Here is a 20563-nt window from a genome sequence, read left to right as displayed (position 1 = left end):
TTAAAAACGGCTTCTGTTAGAATGTAACACAATTATTATACTATTACAGGTAATTGATTCATGGCTCAAGATCCAAGTAATTTAATCTGGATAGATTTAGAAATGAGCGGTCTAAATACCACACAAGATATGATTTTAGAAATCGCCACAGTGGTTACCGACAAACATCTTAATGTGCTCGCAGAAGGTCCAGTATTTGCTATTTATCAAGAAGACAATGTTTTAAATAGGATGGATGAGTGGAATACCAAACAGCATGGAAAATCTGGATTAACCGATCGGGTACGTAATAGTACCATTAATGAGCAAATGGCAGAGGAGCAAACCCTAGCGTTTCTCAGTGAATATACCTTACCCAATAGTTCTCCCATGTGCGGCAACAGCATTTGCCAAGATCGGCGATTTTTAGCCCGCCATATGCAAAAGCTAGAATCTTACTTTCATTACCGTAATTTAGATGTGAGTACGATTAAGGAGCTTGCAAAACGCTGGGTACCAGAAATCCCTAAGGGATTTAAAAAAGGCAGTGCCCATCTTGCCCTAGCTGATATTCATGAATCTATTCAAGAGCTCACCTATTATCGTACTCACTTTATTCGATTACCCGAATCTTAAATTAGCCTGTAGTAACTGGGTTTTCTGGATCGCTGGTCCAACCACTCCAAGAAGGTGCATATAATTTAGATCCGTGGAGTCCTGCAATTTCCATTGCCAATAGATTTTGGCAAGCAAATACACCTGACCCACAGGAATGAACTATGGTACTTGGATCCCGATCTCCTACCAATTTTAGAAAATCTCCTCGTAAATGGGATGATGTACAAAAGTGCTTGTCTTCTTGTAAATTCTCTGCTGCAAAACGATGCACTGCACCGGGAATATGACCGGGAACTGGATCTGCATTATTTTTACCTAAGAATCGATCTTGAGGGCGTGCGTCAACAACACATACCTCATGATTATCCACCGCACGACGGAGATTTTGAGTAAAGATGGCTTTATTAAGATCAAATACCACCGGGGCAATCTGAGTAGAAGTACGTTCTATTGTTCCTGACTCAGCAGGATGTCCGGCTTTTTGATAAGCAGAAAATCCTCCATCTAAAATTCGTACTGGCACATTCATCCAGTGCATGATCCACCATAGCCTAGCTGCTGCTAACATAGCCCCTGAATCATCATAGGCGATTACAGAAAGATCTGGATTCCAGCCCCAACTACTTAGGGTTACTGCCCATTGTTCAGCACTCGGTAAGGGTTGTTTTCCTAACAAATCCTTCCCTTGTTTGGAAAGATCAGAGAGCTGATTATTTAAATGAGCATAAACTGCCCCTGGGATATGAGCAGAAAGATAACTTTGATAACCTTCTTCTGGAGCAGCAGGATTAAATCTACAATCTACAATCAGAAGTTGATCTTTATTTTGAATTTGAGCAAATTCGTCAATATTAATTAAGGGTGTTTTGTGATTCATAGGAGTTTTTAGTGATGAAGTAATACATATATATTAAAGATAACCTTAATAATTCTACGCAACAAAAATGAATAACGCTAATTAGACCCTATCTATTTCAAGATTTTCCTAAGTAATTATATAATTAGGAATTAACCCTACTTTAATTACTTATTTCTTTAATAAAAATCAATAGTTTATTTAAAAAATTAAGATAAAAATGGAGTTTTTACCCTTCGCCCTATATAAAGTGCATCAAGTACGTCAATTAGATCAATACGCTATTGAACAGCTAAAAATTCCTAGTATTACCCTCATGGAGCGTGCAGGGGTTGTTGCTCTTAAACAATTACGGAAGCATTGGCCCTATGCGCGGCGGATCGTTGTGGTGTGTGGGTCAGGTAATAATGGTGGAGATGGCTATATACTCGCTCGTCTCGCCCATGAAATGGGTCTTTATATTATTTTATGTCAAATAGGCGATGGTAGTAAGCTCAATGCAGATGCCCTTCAGGCAAAGCAAAGTTTTATTAATAGAGGCATCCCTATCCTTCCCTTTCACCCTCAATATCTTAAATGTAGCGATGTTATTGTAGATGCTATTTTTGGCACAGGAATTAATCGGGAAATTACTGGAATGTGGGCAAAGGCAATTCACGGGATTAATAGTTTTGATCATCCTGTACTTTCCATAGATATTCCCTCTGGGCTTTGCGGCGATACAGGAAATATATTAGGAGTTGCGGTAAAAGCTAATTTAACTGTAAGCCTAATAGGCCTTAAGCAAGGCATGTTCACTTATTTAGGATCTAATCATTGTGGTAAAGTCAGTTTTGATTCCTTACAATTGCCAGATTGTGCCTATAAAAGTATCACCCCTGAAGTATATCGCTTAAACCTTCAAAAAGAATTGTCTGTTCTTCCATTTCGTATACCTTCTGGACATAAGGGTTCCTATGGCCACGTGCTTATTATAGGTGGTGAAGAAGGTATGTCTGGAGCAGTGCGTATGGCTGGAGAAGCCGCCTACCGAGTAGGTGCAGGTTTAGTCAGTATTGCTACTCGTAAATCTCATGCTATTTTGCTTAATTTAACTCGCCCTGAACTTATGTGCCATGGGGTAGAAAACATAGAACAGTTAACACCTTTATTAAACAAAGCGACTGTTATTATTATTGGACCTGGATTAGGACAAAGTGCTTGGTCCCAAATGATGTTTCATCAAATTTTAAATGTTTCTTCTCGCCCTTTAGTAGTCGATGCAGATGCCTTAAATTTACTTGCTAAAAATCCTGTAAAACATGACCATTGGGTGATAACCCCCCATCCTGCCGAGGCAGGACGGTTGTTAAATAACAGTACGCTAGAAATCCAGCAAGATAGATTTACTGCTGCTCGTACCTTACAGCAACGCTATGGAGGTGTAAGTATTCTTAAAGGAAATGGCACATTAGTCTGTGGAGAAAATCAACCCCTAGGCTTATCTACTGCAGGTAATCCAGGTATGGCAACAGGAGGGATGGGGGATGTGCTCTCGGGGGTGATTGGTGGTTTACTTGCCCAAGGACTAACCTTAATAGAAGCTGCTCGTCTAGGGGTATTGCTCCATGGTACGGCTGGAGATCAAGTCGCACAAATTCATGGAGAGCGAGGACTTATGGCAAGCGATCTCATGCCCTATTTACAACACCTAGTTAACTTAAAAGTAGTCAATGAATCTCACTATCAATTTAGCGACTGAGCAAGATACCCTAAAGCTGGGAGGAAATCTTGCAACAGAATACAAAACAAAAAAAGGAGGTTTAATTATTTTTCTGATTGGCGAGTTAGGAGCAGGAAAAACCACATTAACTCGTGGCTTTTTAACTGCGTTAGGGCATGAAGGAATTGTAAAAAGCCCCACTTACGCTCTTGTTGAATCCTACACCTTAAATCACGATTTGAACGTATATCATTTTGATTTCTATCGCCTATCTAATTCGAGAGAATTAGAATTTATCGGTATTGAGGATTATTTTAACCAACAAGCAATTTGTCTAATTGAATGGCCCGAATATGCCCAAGACCAGATTCCCCTCCCTGATCTTCAAATTCACTTAACGTATACAGAGATAGAAGGCAGATTAGCTTCCTTACAAGCACATACAGCTAAAGGAAGTATTTTATTAGATGGTATGGTACACTGCTAAAACCTAATAAGTTAAGATAACAAAACCATCTATCTATCTAATAAATAAATATATATTCTGGTTTTTTAATTAACCTTCGATAATTTTAAAGGCTATCCTAAAATTCCAATGTCTAAGTTTTTACTAAAAAAAATAGGCTGGCTATTTACTTTATTTTTAGCAACCACTTCTATAGCACTCTCTGCCACTCAAATAGAAGGAATGCGGGTATGGTCTGCTACAGAAAAAACGAGGCTGGTTTTTGATTTAAACACCACTGCTGAATATCGAATGTTCACTTTAACCCAACCAGATCGGGTTGTGATTGATATTGCAGATACCTACTTAAAACAACCTCTACCTCAAAATAATTTTGATAACGGATTGGTTTATGGAGTACGAAGCGATAGGAAAAATAATGGTATTTTACGTATTGTCCTCGATTTAAATCAGACAGCTACTTATAGTAGTTACTTACTTAGGCCTTATAAAAATTTAGGCTATCGATTAGTCATTGATCTCACCCAAACTGGTCCTAAAAAAGTAATCACTCAGTCTAAAACCCTTAAAGTCTCCACTACTACACAATCTATATTGATTGCCATTGATGCAGGTCATGGAGGGGAAGATCCGGGTGCTATTGGTGCTAAAAAAAGTAAAGAAAAAGATATTGTACTAGCCATTGCTAAAAAACTTGCCCAGTTAGTCGATCAAGAACCGGGAATGGAACCCCTGATGATCAGAAATAGTGACTATTACGTAGGGCTATATGATCGAATCAAAAAGGCACGGCAAGCCAAAGCTAATTTATTTATCTCTATCCATGCCGATGCTTTTTTACATCCTAGAGCCCAAGGCGCTTCGGTGTTTACCCTTTCAGAGCAGGGAGCTAGCAATGCTGCTGCTCGCTATTTAGCCCAAAAAGAAAATGAATCCGATCTTATTGGTGGGGTGCAAATCAAAGGTAAAGATAATTCGGTCGCACATCTTTTACTAGATTTATCCCAAACTTCCTCTAGGCAAGCGAGCTTAAAGGCGGCGAGCAATATTCTTACCCAACTTCAAAAAGTAGGCACAGTGCATAGCACAAACGTCCAACATGCTGGTTTTGCTGTCCTTAAATCTCCTGATATCCCTTCTATACTAGTAGAAACTGCATTTATCTCTAATCCCGCAGAAGAAAGAAAACTCAATAACCCGAACCAGCAACTACAAATCGCTCAAGCCATTATGAATGGGATTCGGGCTTATTTTTATCATAACCCCTTACCCAAGACTCTTCTTGTTCAACGTCAACATATAATTGCTCCCGGAGAGACCCTTTCAGGGCTAGCACAGCGATATGAAGTAAGCTTAAATGAACTTCGATTAGCCAATGGCATTAAGGGGGATTTTATTAATCGAGGGGATACTTTACTAATTCCTTAATTAAAGTAAAAAATTTACTAGAATTATTTCTTGCAATACAAATATTTTGTACTACCTTTAAGGCATTTAACTTTTTTAAAAAGTGCTAGAATGACCTAGAGACGATTCATTTACTCCGGAGGTAAATAAAATGATATTTTCTAGGTACACTCTTTTCCTCATTGGGATGCTGATAGCTGCTCCCCCATATGCTTTGCCCTTGATGCACAGACAGACTCCAAGCCAACCGTCTATATCCAACAAGATGAAGAAACAGGGCAATTTTTTAGAATTAAGCTAGATTTTGATCCTAAAAATAATACTTATGATGTAACCCGAGCTAATGTAGATCAAGCTGAACTTGATGAATTAAAAGCGGCTGGGTTTCAAATTGGCATACTGCCTTTGCAAGAGCCAGATAAGCTAGACAATTATAGTACTCAATCAAGTGGGCCTAATGAATCTGAACAGAAATGCCCCATACCTACTAATTTTACGATTTATGGAGATTCATCAGGGCAGGTTTTTGGTAATTATTATTGCCTTACGACGACCACTTCTAATACTGTAAACACCCAGTGGGTTGGGTTTAATTTTTATACCAGTACCAACTACGGAACACAGCAACAGCCAACCCACAATATTATTGTGCCTTTCTTTAAACAAGTCCTCCATGGTTGGGGAGCTTTCTTTGGGAATAACTCGCAATCTAGTGATGGATGTGGTGCAAATATGACTTTTACTACCCAGATTGAAGGCCGGGCACAAACTGGCTTACCTACTGTGCCTCAGTCTCAAGATTGGCAGAGTAAAACTTATAATGGTCCTAATAGCTGCGGGGCTGAACTACAGCCATATCATTCTTATCATATGGATATCCAAGCAAATAATAATACTTGGGTGGCTTATCAAGTTCAAGAATACCAAAATGGCAACTTAGTTACAGTAACTCCTTGGAAACAATTACAGGTTCTTGTTCCGGGACAAAAGTGGAATCCACCAATTTTAGCCCCAAATTTAGATTTTAGTGCTAAAGGCTTATTTATTGGCTCAGTACCGGGGGGCAGTAACTGGACAATTTATATTAGTAATTTTAGCTATGGATGGTTTTAATCATGATTAAACCTAATAAATTTATCCTAGCCTTAAGCATTATATTTGGTAGTTTATTTTCTGTACCCACTAGCCAAGCATCTCAATGGCACTTGTTATGCCCTGAACAAGACTCCTGTATTTATCCGAATCTTTTTACGGGAATTTTATCAGATCTATTAAACCCAGCTATAGTACCCTTTATAGGTACTCAAAATACTTGGCTACAGTACTCTACAGAAAATATGGGAAATGGTTTCTTTCGTCCTCAAGGGCTATTTTCAATCCATCCTCCTAATGTTGTTGCCGATATGTTAATCCCTATCCAGCAACCCACTACTGGGAATCCTTACCCTTTTTCTCAGCTATCTGATTACGGTGCTATTGAAAGTCAAAACGGAGATATCCTTGCACTAGGATTTTATCAAGTTATACACTATTCTCCTTCAGGAGAATTCATTGATGCGGTCAATTATGATCCTCAGATTGACATATCAAATCCAGCCTCTATTGATACCGGTAACTTTGTATTTAGCGGTCCTCTGTTACGACTTAGAGACACCACCCTTTTTACATTGATGTTTGTGGGTGATCAACGTATTTATTCCAGCACTGATGAAGGGCAGACTTGGAAAAAGACACCTACCAGCTATGTCAATGAACAAGGAGAAAAAGCGAATTTCCCCATTGGTGGCAATTGCTACAATTTATCTCTGAATCCAGAAAATACCGGACTATGGGCGATTGTGGATAAACGCTATAAAGAAATAAAAAATTATCCTTCGCTACTTTGGGAATCCACCGACCTAGGAGCCACTTGGACTCCGGTAGACAATGGTAGCTTTCCCGAAAAAACCGTACGAGTGGTATTAGATCCCAATAACCCTCAAACTGCCTACGCCCTGTCCAACCAAGGTTTATACCAAAGCCTAGATCGGGGCATCTCTTGGCAGCCTACCACCTTAACCCAACCCGTTCATGGACTTGCTTTTGTCTCGCAAAATCCCCCATTAAAACCTATGATGGTAGCAGGGACCGATACTGGCGTCATGATTGGTACTGATCCTTTAGGCGATTGGCAAGGAATGAACCAAGGATTATTAAATATTCCTCATAGTGTGACCAATGCCCATGGGTTACTGGTTGCCGTGAGTGCTGCCGGCTATTTTACTTGTGCTGATCTGGATTGTTTTGGATTGGGGCAGGCAGTACCTGAAGGATTACCTACTACAGCTCGTGCATTTCGTATTGATGCGATAGATGCCAGCAATACAGAGACTACTTTCGATCAGGCACATACGGTAACGGTTACTGAATTTTATAACTCCAATATTGATCAATACTTTATGACCACCGATCCAGAAGCGATGGGGGCATCAGGGGTTGCAGGTGCTGGTTGGGCACCTACCGGACAGAGCTTTACTGCGTGGAGTATCTTAGGTAGTAGTGTGGGTGCTTATGTGTGTCAGTTTTATGGATCCCTCAATCCCGGACCTAATAGTCATTATTGGACGATTTCTCCTGCTGAATGTAATCAGTTGTTAGATACGCAAGCCCAAACGCCAGATAATGTGCCTCGGTGGAATTTTGAGAAGTATCCCTTTATGGCTATTCCTGCTCAAATCACTGATGGAACTCAGGCTTGTCCTGATTCTTATACTCCAATATACCATGCCTATAATAATGGTCCTGCTCAAGGCAAAGAGTCTGGTTTTCGTTATGTCACTGATCGTTCAGTACTTGAGCCCCTATTTAATGAGGGTTGGATCGATGCCGGTATCGCTTTTTGTGGGGCTGGCACTTCTTAGGGAATTAATATTAATACTTTCTAAGTTATATTAAGGGGTTTTTATAGCCCCTTATTTTTTGAATAATTAAAATTAAAAATTTACAGGAATCCTATCCATGACCAGTACCCAACAGCGAGCAGCTTTACAACGGCAAATTTGGCAAATTGCCAATGATGTGCGAGGTTCGGTAGATGGATGGGATTTTAAGCAATATGTACTGGGTACCCTATTTTATCGTTTTATTAGCGAACACTTTGCGGATTACATGGAAGCGGGGGATGAAACTATTCATTATGCTCAGATAACTGATGAGGTGATTACTCCAGCAATTAAAGATGATGCCGTTAAAACCAAAGGCTTTTTTATTTATCCGAACCAGCTCTTTGAAAATGTTGCCAATCGTGCGAGTGAAAATGAGTGCTTAAATACGGATTTAGCCCATATCTTCAAAGCCATTGAAAGCTCTGCCCATAGCTATCCATCTGAACTGACCATTAAAGGGTTATTTGCTGATTTTGATACTACCAGTAATCGCTTAGGCAATACAGTTACAGATAAAAACAAGCGTTTAGCTGATGTTATTCGGGGAATAGCAAAATTAGATTTTGGTAAATTTCACCAGAATCAAATTGATCTCTTTGGGGATTCTTATGAATATTTAATTTCCAACTATGCTGCCAGTGCAGGTAAATCCGGCGGCGAGTTTTTTACCCCCCAAAATGTGTCTAAACTCATCGCTCAATTAGCAATAGATAACCAAACTACCCTCAATAAAATTTATGATCCGGCTGCTGGATCTGGCTCTTTATTGTTACAAGTGCAAAAGCAATTCCCTACCCATATTGAAGAGGGATTTTTTGGGCAAGAAATTAACCACACCACCTATAATCTGGCTCGAATGAATCTGTTTTTGCACAATATCAATTACGATAAATTCAATATTGCCCTAGGTAATACTTTAACCAATCCCCAATTTAGAGAACAAAAACCTTTTGATGCCATTGTCTCCAATCCTCCCTACTCCCTCAAATGGATTGGTAGCGATGATCCCACTTTGATTAATGATGATCGTTTTGCCCCTGCTGGGGTGCTTGCTCCTAAATCAAAAGCCGATTTTGCCTTTGTGCTCCATGCCTTACATTATCTTTCCAACAAAGGGCGAGCGGTGATTGTCTGTTTTCCTGGTATTTTTTATCGAAGCGGTGCAGAGCAAAAAATCCGCCAATATTTGGTAGATCATAACACCATTGAAACCATCATTGCCCTTGCGCCAAACTTGTTTTATGGCACCAGTATTGCGGTAAATATTCTGGTACTTTCCAAATGCAAAACCGATCATAAAACTCAATTTATTGATGCCAGCAAACTCTTTAAAAAAGAGACCAATAATAATGTGCTGACCGATGAACATATCCAAAAAATTATGGAAGTGTTTGCAAGTAAGGAACCTATTAATCACTTTGCCAGCACAGTAGAGAACAGCATCATTGCACAGAATGATTATAATCTTGCCGTCAATTCCTATGTGGAAGCACAAGATACTCGAGAAGTGATTGATATTACCCAAGTCAACAAAGAATTAAAAACAACTGTGGCTAAAATTAGCCAATTACGCAGTGAGATTGACAACATTGTGGCAGAAATTGAAGGCACCGGGGTATGAAAAAACGACCCCTTACTTTAGAAAACAAATTAAACATCACGGATCAAGCAGAATTAGCAAGGGTTGAAGAGAAAATCAGTAAACAAAAAGCCAAACAGCTCTTTGACTCTGGGGATATGCACAAAGCAGAAATAGGCACCTTTGCAGGACTAGCCTTTATCCATGCCTACTTATTTAGTGATATTTATGATTTTGCTGGAAAAATTAGAGAAGTAAACCTAGCTAAAGGTCACTTTCGCTTTGCCCCTGTGATGTATTTATCCCAATCCCTAAAACATATTGATACCATGCCCCAAAGTAATTTTGAGGAAATTATTGAAAAATATGTGGAAATGAATGTGGCACATCCTTTTCGAGAAGGCAATGGAAGAGCCAGCCGTATTTGGCTTGATTTAATGCTAAAGGCAGAAATCAAGCAAGTGATTGATTGGAATCTGGTGGATAAAACTGATTATCTGTTAGCCATGGAACGTAGCCCCATTAAAGATATTGAAATTAAATTTCTTCTCAAACAAGTGCTCACAGACAAAATCAATGATCGGACTTTATTTATGAAAGGGATTGATGTGAGCTATTACTATGAAGGCTATCACAGCTTTAAAACAGAGGAGCTATGATTCCAGCTACCTTATTAGAACGGATTAAAAATAGCTCGGTGGAGTGGAAAGCTTTGGGAGAGATCAGTGAATTAATTCGAGGGCATGGATTACCTAAAAATGTTTTCTCCGAAAGTGGCATACCTGCAATCCATTATGGGCAAATTTATACTTACTATGGGTTATCAACAGAAAAAACAATTTCGTTTGTAACCCATGAAACAGCTTTAAAGCTTAGAAAAGTAAACTATGGAGATGTAATTATTACAAATACAAGCGAGAATCTTGAAGATGTTGGTAAGTCATTAGTTTATCTAGGTAAAGAACAGGCAGTTACTGGAGGTCACGCTACTATATTAAAACCAAAACAAAGTATATTAGGAAAATATTTTGCCTACTGGACGCAAATTAATGATTTTTATAAGAAAAAAATTAAATTTACTAAAGGTACAAAGGTTATAGATTTATCAACAGGGGATTTAGCAAAAATAATAATACCCCTCCCTCCCCTTGATATTCAAAATGAAATTGTCCATATCTTAGATACTTTTACAGAACTCACTACAGAACTCACCGCAGAACGCAACGCACGGCAAAAGCAGTACCAATATTATCGAGATTTATTATTAAGCGAGCAGGAACTAGCTAAAATAGGATTTGAATGGAAAACGCTGGGGGAGATAGCGAAGAACTTAGATTCAATGCGGCAACCTATAACAAACGGATTAAGAAAAGCTGGTGAAATACCATATTGTGGCGCATCAGGCGTTATAGATTATGTAGATAATTACATTTTTGATGGAGATTATTTATTAATTTCTGAAGATGGAGCTAATCTAGTAGTTAGAAAAACACCTATTGCTTTTAGTATTAGTGGAAAAAGCTGGGTTAATAACCATGTACACGTTTTAGAATTTGAGACTTATGCAGAACGCCGCTTTGTCGAAATTTATCTCAATAGTATTGATTTAGCGCCATATATTTCTGGAGCAGCACAACCAAAATTAAATCAACAAAATTTGAATAGTATAAAAATCCCCCTCCCTTCTCTCTCCGAGCAAGCTAGAATTGTTGCCATTTTAGATCAATTTGATACCCTCACCCATTCTATTACTGAAGGCTTACCTCGGGAAATTAAACTACGCCAACAACAATATGAATATTATCGAGATGTGCTGCTCAGTTTTCCTACCCCCACCTAACCTCCCCCTAGCAGGGGGAGGGATTAATAAAATATAACTACCTCTGAATAGGGGGAGGAACTGAATAAAACATACTCCCCTTAGATAGGAAGAGGGATTAATAAAAGTATTACTCGCTTAATGAAAGGGTAGATTATATTCTACGTTTCACTAACAATCCTATTCCCTCCCCTTAAGTGAGGGGAGGGTTAGGGTGGGGTAAAAAACCATGAATAAGATTTTCAATAAACTACAGTATAAAGAACGTCGCCAAACATTACGCCGTAACCCAACCGAGCCAGAAAAACGCATATGGCAAGTACTACGGAATAAATAGATGGGAGTAAAGTTTCGCAGACAATACGGCATTGCTCATTACATTATTGATTTTTATTGTCCGGAGCTGAAGTTAGCCATAGAAGTAGATGGGGAAAACCATTTTTCAGAAACTGCCCAAGTTTATGATAAAACGAGAAATCACTATCTAGAGTCATTGGGTATCCTTACTCTTCGATTTAACAATGATGAAATCATGAATAATATGGAGGGTGTTTATTACCGCATTCAGCAACAAATTCGACCATCTACAAAAAAGGCATTTAGCTTTTAATATGTATTAAAATAATACATATTCATTTGATACATATTAAAATACGACTCGCTTAACTGTAAGAAAAAATTTTGCATTGGATGCTGAGGCTGTTAAAAATGCTGAAGGGGTTTTAAAACAAAAACAGGTGAGCTTTACTGAAGTAATCAATCTGTACTTTAAAGCAATTTCCAAAGACGCATCTATTTTGGATCAGGTTGAAAAAATTGCCACTCAGCGTACCGGGGGATTTATCGGGCTATTAAATAATCAAGTCGGAGATATGGAATTTAAGCAAATGAAAAAAATACATCATGAAGATATTTCTTGATACCAATATTTGCTTAGATTTACTTGATAATAGCCGTCAAAACGCACCATCATCTATTAAATGGTACATGGAGAATAAAAATGAAGATACGTTGGATTTTTATTTTTCAGGGGATTTCATTACCACCTTTTATTATGTTCTTACTCAGAAGAAAAAAATAAAATCTGCCTTAGTGATTGAAGCAATTAACCAGCTTTGTAAAGAGGTTATTCCAATTTATCTAGTGCATAGTGATTTCTTAATTGCCCAGCAGTATTTTTTTAAACATAGGTTTGATGATCTTGAAGATTTAATCATTCTGCACAGTGCAATAAGAGAGTCTTGCAGTAAATTCATGACAAATGATAAAAAATTATTGAATCTCAAAAAATTAGCCTCAGTAGAAATTTTAAAACCTAAATAATTTCTACTTTCCAAAAACAAACTGCCCCTTTTAGGCATGTTTCACCTCAATAAAAAACCATGAATACCTATAAAACCATCGCTGAATCTAAGCACTTTATTATTCTGGAAAAGTACCAAAAACTAGCTCGAGTAAGTGAAGCATATCAATCGGAATATCACTTAGAAAATGAGCTAATTCAAGATTTAAAAAATCAAGGTTATGAATATTTATCTGATATAACCACCCCAGAGCAATTGCTTGCCAATGTACGGGTACAGATTCAAAATTTAAACCAAATCCAATTTACTGACAAAGAATGGGAACGTTTTGTTTCAGAATATTTAAATAGACCCAATGATACGCTGGTTGAGAAAACCCGCAAAATTCATGAGGATTATATTTATGATTTTGTGTTTGATGATGGGCATATTCAAAATATCTATTTGTTAGATAAAAAGCAGATTACTCGTAATAAAGTGCAAGTGATTCGCCAATTTATCCAAACGGGCAGTTATACCAATCGCTATGATGTCACTATTCTTATCAATGGCTTGCCTCTAGTTCAGGTGGAGCTGAAAAAACGTGGGGTAGCCCTTCGAGAGGCACTTAATCAAATTCATCGCTATCGTAACGAAAGCTTAAATGGGGAAAATTCCCTCTTTAAGTATCTACAAATCTTTGTGATCTCTAATGGTACGGATACTCGCTATTTTGCCAATACTACCCAGAGAGATAAAAATAGCTATGATTTTACCATGCACTGGGCAACAGCAGATAACAGTTTAATTAAGGATTTAAAGGATTTCACAGGGACTTTTTTTGAAAAAAATGTCCTGCTTAATGTGTTGATTCGTTATTGTGTATTTGATGTAAATAATACTTTGCTGATTATGCGTCCTTATCAGATTGCAGCGACTGAGAGGATTTTATGGAAAATCAAAAGTGCCTATGAAGGAAAGTATTGGCATTCCTCCCAAGGCGGTGGTTATATCTGGCATACCACCGGATCAGGTAAAACCTTAACCAGCTTTAAAGTAGCACGGCTAGCAACTGAGTTGGATTTTATTGATAAGGTGTTTTTTGTGGTGGATCGAAAAGATCTAGATTACCAAACTATGAAAGAATATCAGCGATTTTCCCCCGATAGTGTCAATGGCTCTGAAAATACTGCTGGGTTAAAACGTAACTTAGAGAGAGATGATAATAAAATTATTGTTACCACGATCCAAAAGCTTAATAACTTGATGAAGGCAGAAAAGGATCTGCCTATTTATCAACGCCATGTGGTTTTTATTTTTGATGAAGCCCATCGAAGTCGGTTTGGTGAGGCACAAAAAAATCTAAGGCGAAAGTTTAAAAAATATTATCAGTTTGGTTTTACTGGTACCCCTATTTTTCCTGAAAACGCTTTAGGAGCAGAAACTACTGAAAGCGTGTTTGGTCATCGACTGCATGCCTATGTGATTACCGATGCGATTCGAGATGAAAAGGTATTGAAATTTAAAGTAGATTATAACGATGTGCGGCCAAAATTTAAGGCAATAGAACAGGAGCAAGATGAGAAAAAACTCAGTGGTGCAGAAAATAAAGAAGCCCTACTCCATCCTGAAAGGATTAAAGAGATCTCACGGTATATTTTAAATAACTTTCAGCAAAAAACTCATCGCCTAAACGCTAGAGGTAAAGGATTTAATGCTCTGTTTGCTGTTAGTAGTGTAGATGCGGCAAAAAGTTACTATGAAACCCTGTATCAGTTACAAAAAGAACATGCTCGTCCCTTAAAAATTGCGACTATTTTCTCCTTTGCCCCTAATGAATCCCAAGATGCTATTGGGGATATTGTAGATGAAGGTTTTGAACCTACTGCCATGAAGAGGAGTGCTAAGGAATTTTTAGGGAGCGCCATTGATGACTACAACAAATTGTTTAAAACTAATTATGGTGTGGAGAGCACAGAGTTTCAAAATTATTATCGTGATTTAGCCAAGCGGGTGAAAGATCAGGAAATTGATTTGCTAATTGTGGTAGGGATGTTTTTAACTGGATTTGATGCTCCCACGTTAAACACTTTGTTTGTAGATAAAAACCTACGTTATCATGGGTTAATTCAAGCCTATTCCCGCACTAACCGTATTTATGATGCCACCAAAACTTTTGGTAATATCATCACTTTTCGTGATTTAGAGCAATCCACTATTGATGCAATTACCCTTTTTGGTGATAACCATACTCAGACTGATGAAATCACGATAGAAAAGGATAAAAAAGAGTTTGTAAAATTATTTGGGGAGTGTTTACGTGTTGATAATGTCCTGCAAAGCTATGATAGTTTTGCCGCCTTGCAAGACTTGCAAAATTTAGATTTAACAAATCAGGCTGCTGTAAAGGAATTTAAAGCCCAATATTATTTAAGTGATGACGATTTAGCTCAAATGCGAGCAGTTAAGATGCCTTCGAATCGGATGATTCAAGATTATCGCTCAATTTATCATGATATTCGAGATTGGTTACATCGAGAAAAATCGAGCCAAGATCAAGCAAAATCAACAATAGATTGGGATGATGTGGTATTTGAAGTAGAGTTACTTAAATCTCAAGAAATTAATTTAGATTATATTTTAGAGCTGCTCTTTAATTATTATCAAAAAACCCAAAATAAATCTACTTTGACCGAAGAGGCACGCCGTTTAATTCGTACCAGTATAGGTCATCGTGCTAAAGAAGATTTACTAATAGATTTTATCAATCAAACTAATTTAGAAACTATTTCAGATAAAGCAGGTATTATTGAAGCTTTTTTCTCATTTGCTCAAGCCGAGCAAAAGCGTGAGGCAGAAATTCTTATTGATTTTGAAGGATTAACTATAGATGCTGCTAAGCACTATCTTAATGCTTCTCTAAAACGGGGATATGCAAGCGAGAATGGCACAGAACTCAATGAGATATTGCCTAAAATAAGTCCTCTTAACCCTCAATACTTGGCCAAAAAACAAAGTGTTTTTCAGAAAATAACAGAATTTGTTGAAAAATTTAGAGGAATTGGAGGCAGAGTTTAAGTATGTATAACTCAATGCCCTAATTATATTTAACAAAAATAATAGGTTATAAAAACTAATAAATTACGATATATTACTAACCATTATATTTATAAAAATGCACCATCTCATTTTTAGGAAAAGTACTCTTATGGTGTCAAAAATAATAGAGAATAAATGCCTCTATAAACAAAATATAAGAGAAATAAAAAATGAGTAAAGCTAAATTTTTTATCAGTATTTTTTTACTGGGGTTATCTATTTATACCCAAGCTGCATCTTCTTTATCTCCTTTTGCTCCAGAAAATGGGTTTTATGTTGCTAACCAGCCTACCAATGCGTTTAGGGGGATTAATATTGAAATTCAGAATAATACGATATTTGTATCTAAGTTCAATGTAGATAGTACTTGGACCAGTGGAAGTAGTTCATTTCAACAGGGCACTGCTACTGTCCAAATGGTTAAAACTAACCCAGATAATACCACTATCCCTGAAGGGATAGACACTTATACTATTGACAATAATGGCAATCTATCTATCAATAATATCGGTATTCAACGGCTTAATTTTAAGTATGGCACGGATAACTTAAATTCACTCATCGGAATATGGTCAGTTGCCAGCTCATCACCTCCACCAAATTCATTTAACAACAGTGGCTTTATTATTTTAAGCCAGGAATATAACGATCCCAATACTAATACCGCTATGATTATGGGAGGTGATATTAATAAATCCAATATTATTGGTTTTGCCGCTGCCCCTTCTCTATCCTTAGGCAATAATACTTATATCGGTGTCAGTGGTAGTGGAAATACCAGTAGATTTTTTATAGTAAAGCTCTATGGGCTTAACCATATGGTGGGTTTTGTAAGCCCTGAGGGAGCACCTATTGTATTTATTAATGCAGATGATTTTTTAAGTAGTGCTTCTTTCTTTGCTGCAACCCGTATGTATGATATTGGTACTAACTTAAGTAATGAACTTGGTTTTACTACGCTAGTCAATAATATCTTTACGAGCACGCCGCATAGTCAATTAAGCGTTTTGATGGCTCAAATTAACGCCTTATCTAGCCAAATACAAGCGGCCATCCCGAATGGTCAATTTAGTAATTTACTTTCTAAACTTAGTAATGGGAATCAATAGTTATTACTTAGATGATAGAGGTCTGGGATTGTATACAAATTATTAAATTTTAATAAAAATATTAAATCTATTTTTGATTCGCATTGCTACTTTTTAGTAGAATTTTATATATCTCCATTCTTTGAAATACCCTACTACTTGATTCTTCTACCTTAATCAGCTAGCTTCCATAATCATGGATAGCATCACCCCAAGAATTCAATACCTTTCACCTAGTCTAGCCAGTCGGCTCGCTGCAGGGGAAGTAATTGAGCGACCGGCCTCCGTACTGAAAGAATTGGTGGAAAACGCTTTAGATGCTAAAGCTCGACATATTTATATTGATTGCGAAGAAGGAGGAATTAATTTAATCCGTGTTCGTGATGATGGTTGTGGGATTCATCCAGAGGATTTACCACTTGCTTTAGCTTCCAGAACTACGAGTAAAATTACTCAAGAAGAGGATTTACTTGATATTCATACCCTAGGATTTCGGGGTGAAGCCCTTGCGAGCATTGATACAGTTTCTCATTTATCTTTAAGCTCTTGTATTCCTAATGAAGATCATGGCTGGAAAATTGATACCGATAAATCTATTCGACCTATTGCTCATCCAGTGGGTACCACTGTTGAGATGCGGAATTTATTCTATAATCTTCCAGCTCGGCGTAAATTTCTACGAAGTGAAAAATCAGAATTTCTCCGACTAAAAAAGATTTTAGCTCAACTTGCTTTAAGTGATTTCCAAGTAGGCATTAAAGCCCACCATAATGGAAAGCTCATCTATCACCTTCCCTCTCGAAAGAACTCTATAGAGTACGAAAAACGAATCGTTGAAGTTTGCGGGCAATCCTTTTTTCAAAATAGTATTTACATTGAAGAAGAAATTGGTGAATTACGATTATGGGGTTGGTTAGGTAGGCCTGAATTTTCTAGAAAACAAAATACATTGCAGTATTTTTATGTTAATCAACGTATGGTTCAAGATAGGGTGCTAGGTCATGGAGTACGGCAAGCTTATGCCAAAATTCTTCCTCAAAGCTGTACTCCAGCTTATGTGCTTTATTTAAAATTACCTACGGATCAAGTAGATGTAAATGTCCATCCTACTAAAAGTGAAGTACGGCTTACTCAAGGCTGGCAAATTCATAATTTTATAGTAGCTATACTTACTGATGCTCTTAAGGAAGAAAAATCATCAAAGAAGTTTAAATATTTTTCACCATCTTATGGGATTCCCCCCACTGATCATAAGGTAGCAGATAACGCACCTATCTATTTGCTTCAGCCGTTACCATCTGAGAATGATGATTCCCTATTTGGTCAAGCTAAAGAAATAATATTAAAACGCTACTTATTAGTAGAAAAACCAACAGAGCTAACCATTATTCACATCCCTTTAGCTCAAACCTATCTTCTACAAAAAAAGCTATATGAGTTATATGCTCAAGGAAATATTACTAAAAAGCCTTTGCTTTTTCCCTTAACTTTAAAAGTATCTATTGAACAGGCAGAATGGGTAGAAAGTAATAAAGATAGCTTATTTGAAGCAGGGTTTGATTTATCCCGATTAGGAGAAGATTTAATTATCCTGAGGGAAGCTATAAGCATCATGAAAGGATTAGATTTTAAAGCATTTTTAGCTACCCTACTTCCTAAATTTATCCAGCAAAACCAAGAAGAATTAAATCTAACTTTAATGCAGGATTTAGTTATAAATACTATTACTCCTAATCTACTTTCTGATCTTTCATTTTTCTCGCAGCTAGAAATGGATAGTTTTCTTCAGGAATTAGTAAGTTATTTTCAACGAGATCCCAGTCCAAAAATAAAGTTTTGGCGAGCAATATCTAAACGAGAAATAGATTCTTGGTTTATTCTAGCTAAGGATTAATTTGAAAAGTAGTACCATTAATTAACTCCTTTGATTCTTGAATCACTAAATCCTTAAACGTTTGCTGCAATGCAGTAAATCGCTTGTTTATCCGATGAACTATATACCAGTGCCGCATAATGGGAAAAGAATCTACATCCAAGATGATCAATCGTTTTAAAGCAAGCTCTTTCTCTAAGGTATGTTGAGAAACAACGCCTAACCCAAAACCTGCCTGTACCGCTTGCTTAATGGCTTCATTGTTGCTGATTTCAATAGAAGAAGGAATTGCAGTATTTAGTTTGGAGAAAAATAATTCCATTGCACTGCGAGTACCCGATCCACGCTCTCGTAAAATGAAAGTTTCTTTAAGTAAAAATTCTAAAGGGATTTTCTTTTTTTTAGCTAGTGGATGATGAGATGGAGCTACTACAACTAGGGGATTTTCCATGAAAGGCTCTGCAATAATTTCTTCGTTATCTGGAGGTTTTCCCATTATCACCATATCTACCGTGTTTTCATCTAGGCGTCTTAATAAGCTCTCCCGGTTTGCCACATCCAAGCTGATATTGGCTTTAGGGAATCGCTGACGAAAACAGCCTAACAAGTAGAGGGCAAAATAAGTAGCGGTAGTAGCCACCGCAATGGTCAAGGTTCCCTGATTACCTCCCTTAATTTCCCATAGAATATCTTTTGCCTCATTGAGTTCCCGAAACATATTCTGACTATAGTGATATAGCTCTTTACCTGCCTCGGTGAGAAAAACCTTTTTTCCGATCTGCTCGAATAGCTCTAACCCAATATGATCTTCTAATTGTCTTATCTGCATAGAAACGGCAGGTTGACTTAAAAATAACTCTTCTGCTGCTCGGGTATAGCTTAAATTTCGAGCGACCGATTCAAAGATACTAAGCTGACGAAAGGTAAAGTGCATAGATTTTTTATATTAAAAATATGGTTTTTGAGGAAAAATATCTTAAGCTATGAGTACTTTAATAAAAATTAAACCATCTCCTTAAAGGATTAGTTATGAAAACACTAACTTTTTTCTTAATTAAATTTTGTATCTACACTAGCTTTTTATTCACCGTGGCTGTGTTAGCAGCCCCTTTATCTTTAAACATTAATTATTATACGATTAGTAAAAACGATCCTGATGCTAACCATCTAAGTTCTGGTGTTGTGGATAATGAAGTCCAAGCCCACTTAGGGGAGCATGGCCTGCCGGTTTTAAATACACCAGAGTTTGGTTGTACTTCTAATTGCTTCTCACTTCTAAACGGACCGTCTAATCTTCTCCCAAGTGGGGAAATTACCTATTGGGCTCCAGATTTTAATGAATATGTTACGCAGACAGGATCAGGGGTTGTGGAATTGCCTTTTGATAAAACCTCTTTTTTTCCTCCAAATGGAACTGGAGATAGTGATTTTAATGGGTTTCAAGCTGCTAAATTGTTTGGGGATCTGATTGTACCAGATGGGGTATCAGAGAGTATTTCTTTTACAGTTGGTGCTGATGATATGGCATTTGTATATCTTGACGGTAACATAGTATGCGACCTTGGAGGTATTCATGCACTATCCCCTGGTACTTGTATTAGCTCAGAGATTGGGGCTGGTACTCATACGCTTGATGTCTTTTATACTGATATAAACATTTCTCAAGCTGGATTAAACTTTGGAATTAACACTAATAATATTACAGTGACACCAACACCTAATCCTGGTACGTTCATGTTATTAGGATCAGGACTTATTATTTTTAGCTTTTTCCCTATTCGAAAAAACTTTAGTACTAATCATACTAGTGCTTATTATTAAAAGAACAAATTAGTATTTAATGACATCGTTGCAGAGTAATTACCTCTAT

Annotated in this window: 18 protein-coding genes; 16 read left to right on the top strand and 2 right to left on the bottom strand. The window is 37.3% G+C overall.

All coding sequences use genetic code 11. From position 1 onward, the window contains the following. The first annotated feature begins 60 nt into the window (after positions 1 to 60). On the top strand, positions 61 to 615 hold the full coding sequence (gene orn, locus OOL07_RS01445) for an oligoribonuclease (protein WP_264694457.1): 555 nt from the start codon (positions 61 to 63) through the stop codon (positions 613 to 615). A gap of 1 nt (position 616) precedes the next feature. Here the strand turns inward: orn and OOL07_RS01440 are convergent, their stop codons facing one another. Then, positions 617 to 1474 carry a sulfurtransferase gene (locus tag OOL07_RS01440; protein ID WP_264694456.1) on the bottom strand — a complete coding sequence of 286 codons (858 nt, stop codon included), beginning with the start codon at positions 1472 to 1474 and terminating at the stop codon, positions 617 to 619. A gap of 199 nt (positions 1475 to 1673) precedes the next feature. Between OOL07_RS01440 and OOL07_RS01435 the strand changes: the two genes are divergently transcribed. The 14 genes from OOL07_RS01435 (at position 1674) to mutL (ending at position 18714) form a co-directional block, all read left to right on the top strand. After that, a complete protein-coding gene (locus OOL07_RS01435) occupies positions 1674 to 3194 on the top strand; it encodes an NAD(P)H-hydrate dehydratase (protein ID WP_264694455.1) in 1521 nt (506 codons plus the stop codon). Then, entirely contained in the window at positions 3166 to 3642 is a 477-nt protein-coding gene (gene tsaE / locus OOL07_RS01430; protein WP_264694454.1) for a tRNA (adenosine(37)-N6)-threonylcarbamoyltransferase complex ATPase subunit type 1 TsaE, read from the top strand. The genes OOL07_RS01435 and tsaE overlap by 29 nt, the downstream gene beginning before the upstream one ends. 108 nt (positions 3643 to 3750) lie before the next feature. Beyond that, complete coding sequence (locus OOL07_RS01425) at positions 3751 to 5049, top strand: N-acetylmuramoyl-L-alanine amidase (protein WP_264694453.1); 1299 nt, start codon at positions 3751 to 3753, stop codon at positions 5047 to 5049. 384 nt (positions 5050 to 5433) lie between these two features. Continuing rightward, complete coding sequence (locus OOL07_RS01420; protein ID WP_264694452.1) at positions 5434 to 6141, top strand: hypothetical protein; 708 nt, start codon at positions 5434 to 5436, stop codon at positions 6139 to 6141. Between the two features lie 2 nt (positions 6142 to 6143). Continuing rightward, on the top strand, positions 6144 to 7928 hold the full coding sequence (locus tag OOL07_RS01415; protein WP_264694451.1) for a WD40/YVTN/BNR-like repeat-containing protein: 1785 nt from the start codon (positions 6144 to 6146) through the stop codon (positions 7926 to 7928). A gap of 97 nt (positions 7929 to 8025) precedes the next feature. After that, positions 8026 to 9573: a type I restriction-modification system subunit M gene (locus OOL07_RS01410; protein ID WP_264694450.1), complete on the top strand. Its 1548-nt coding sequence runs from the start codon at positions 8026 to 8028 to the stop codon at positions 9571 to 9573. Next, positions 9570 to 10190, top strand: a complete 621-nt coding sequence (gene fic, locus OOL07_RS01405; protein WP_264694449.1) for a protein adenylyltransferase Fic — start codon at positions 9570 to 9572, stop codon at positions 10188 to 10190. The genes OOL07_RS01410 and fic overlap by 4 nt, the downstream gene beginning before the upstream one ends. Then, the gene (locus tag OOL07_RS01400) at positions 10187 to 11371 is read left to right on the top strand and encodes a restriction endonuclease subunit S (protein WP_264694448.1); all 1185 of its coding nucleotides are present in this window, start codon (positions 10187 to 10189) and stop codon (positions 11369 to 11371) included. The genes fic and OOL07_RS01400 overlap by 4 nt, the downstream gene beginning before the upstream one ends. Positions 11372 to 11687: 316 nt before the next feature. Further along, the gene (locus OOL07_RS01395) at positions 11688 to 11960 is read left to right on the top strand and encodes an endonuclease domain-containing protein (protein WP_264694447.1); all 273 of its coding nucleotides are present in this window, start codon (positions 11688 to 11690) and stop codon (positions 11958 to 11960) included. Between the two features lie 76 nt (positions 11961 to 12036). Continuing rightward, positions 12037 to 12270, top strand: coding sequence for a hypothetical protein (locus OOL07_RS01390; protein WP_264694446.1), 234 nt, complete (start codon positions 12037 to 12039; stop codon positions 12268 to 12270). Further along, positions 12254 to 12673 (top strand): type II toxin-antitoxin system VapC family toxin, encoded by a 420-nt coding sequence (locus OOL07_RS01385; RefSeq protein ID WP_264694445.1) that lies wholly within the window; start codon positions 12254 to 12256, stop codon positions 12671 to 12673. Before OOL07_RS01390 ends, OOL07_RS01385 begins: the two co-directional genes overlap by 17 nt. 59 nt (positions 12674 to 12732) lie before the next feature. Continuing rightward, on the top strand, positions 12733 to 15711 hold the full coding sequence (locus OOL07_RS01380; protein ID WP_264694444.1) for a type I restriction endonuclease subunit R: 2979 nt from the start codon (positions 12733 to 12735) through the stop codon (positions 15709 to 15711). Positions 15712 to 15902: 191 nt separating this feature from the next. Continuing rightward, on the top strand, positions 15903 to 16841 hold the full coding sequence (locus OOL07_RS01375) for a hypothetical protein (RefSeq protein ID WP_264694443.1): 939 nt from the start codon (positions 15903 to 15905) through the stop codon (positions 16839 to 16841). A gap of 175 nt (positions 16842 to 17016) precedes the next feature. Continuing rightward, complete coding sequence (mutL, locus tag OOL07_RS01370) at positions 17017 to 18714, top strand: DNA mismatch repair endonuclease MutL (RefSeq protein WP_264694442.1); 1698 nt, start codon at positions 17017 to 17019, stop codon at positions 18712 to 18714. On the opposite strand, the gene OOL07_RS01365 is transcribed toward mutL, so the two are convergent. Next, a complete protein-coding gene (locus OOL07_RS01365) occupies positions 18704 to 19627 on the bottom strand; it encodes a LysR family transcriptional regulator (protein WP_264694440.1) in 924 nt (307 codons plus the stop codon). The genes mutL and OOL07_RS01365 overlap by 11 nt on opposite strands. A 95-nt stretch (positions 19628 to 19722) precedes the next feature. Between OOL07_RS01365 and OOL07_RS01360 the strand changes: the two genes are divergently transcribed. Then, a complete protein-coding gene (locus OOL07_RS01360; RefSeq protein ID WP_264694438.1) occupies positions 19723 to 20514 on the top strand; it encodes a PA14 domain-containing protein in 792 nt (263 codons plus the stop codon). Positions 20515 to 20563: the final 49 nt, after the last annotated feature.

This window comes from Candidatus Nitrosacidococcus sp. I8 (assembly GCF_945836005.1).
In the GTDB taxonomy this organism is placed as follows: Bacteria; Pseudomonadota; Gammaproteobacteria; order Nitrosococcales; family Nitrosococcaceae; genus Nitrosacidococcus.
This window is presented reverse-complemented; position numbering and strand designations above follow the sequence as displayed.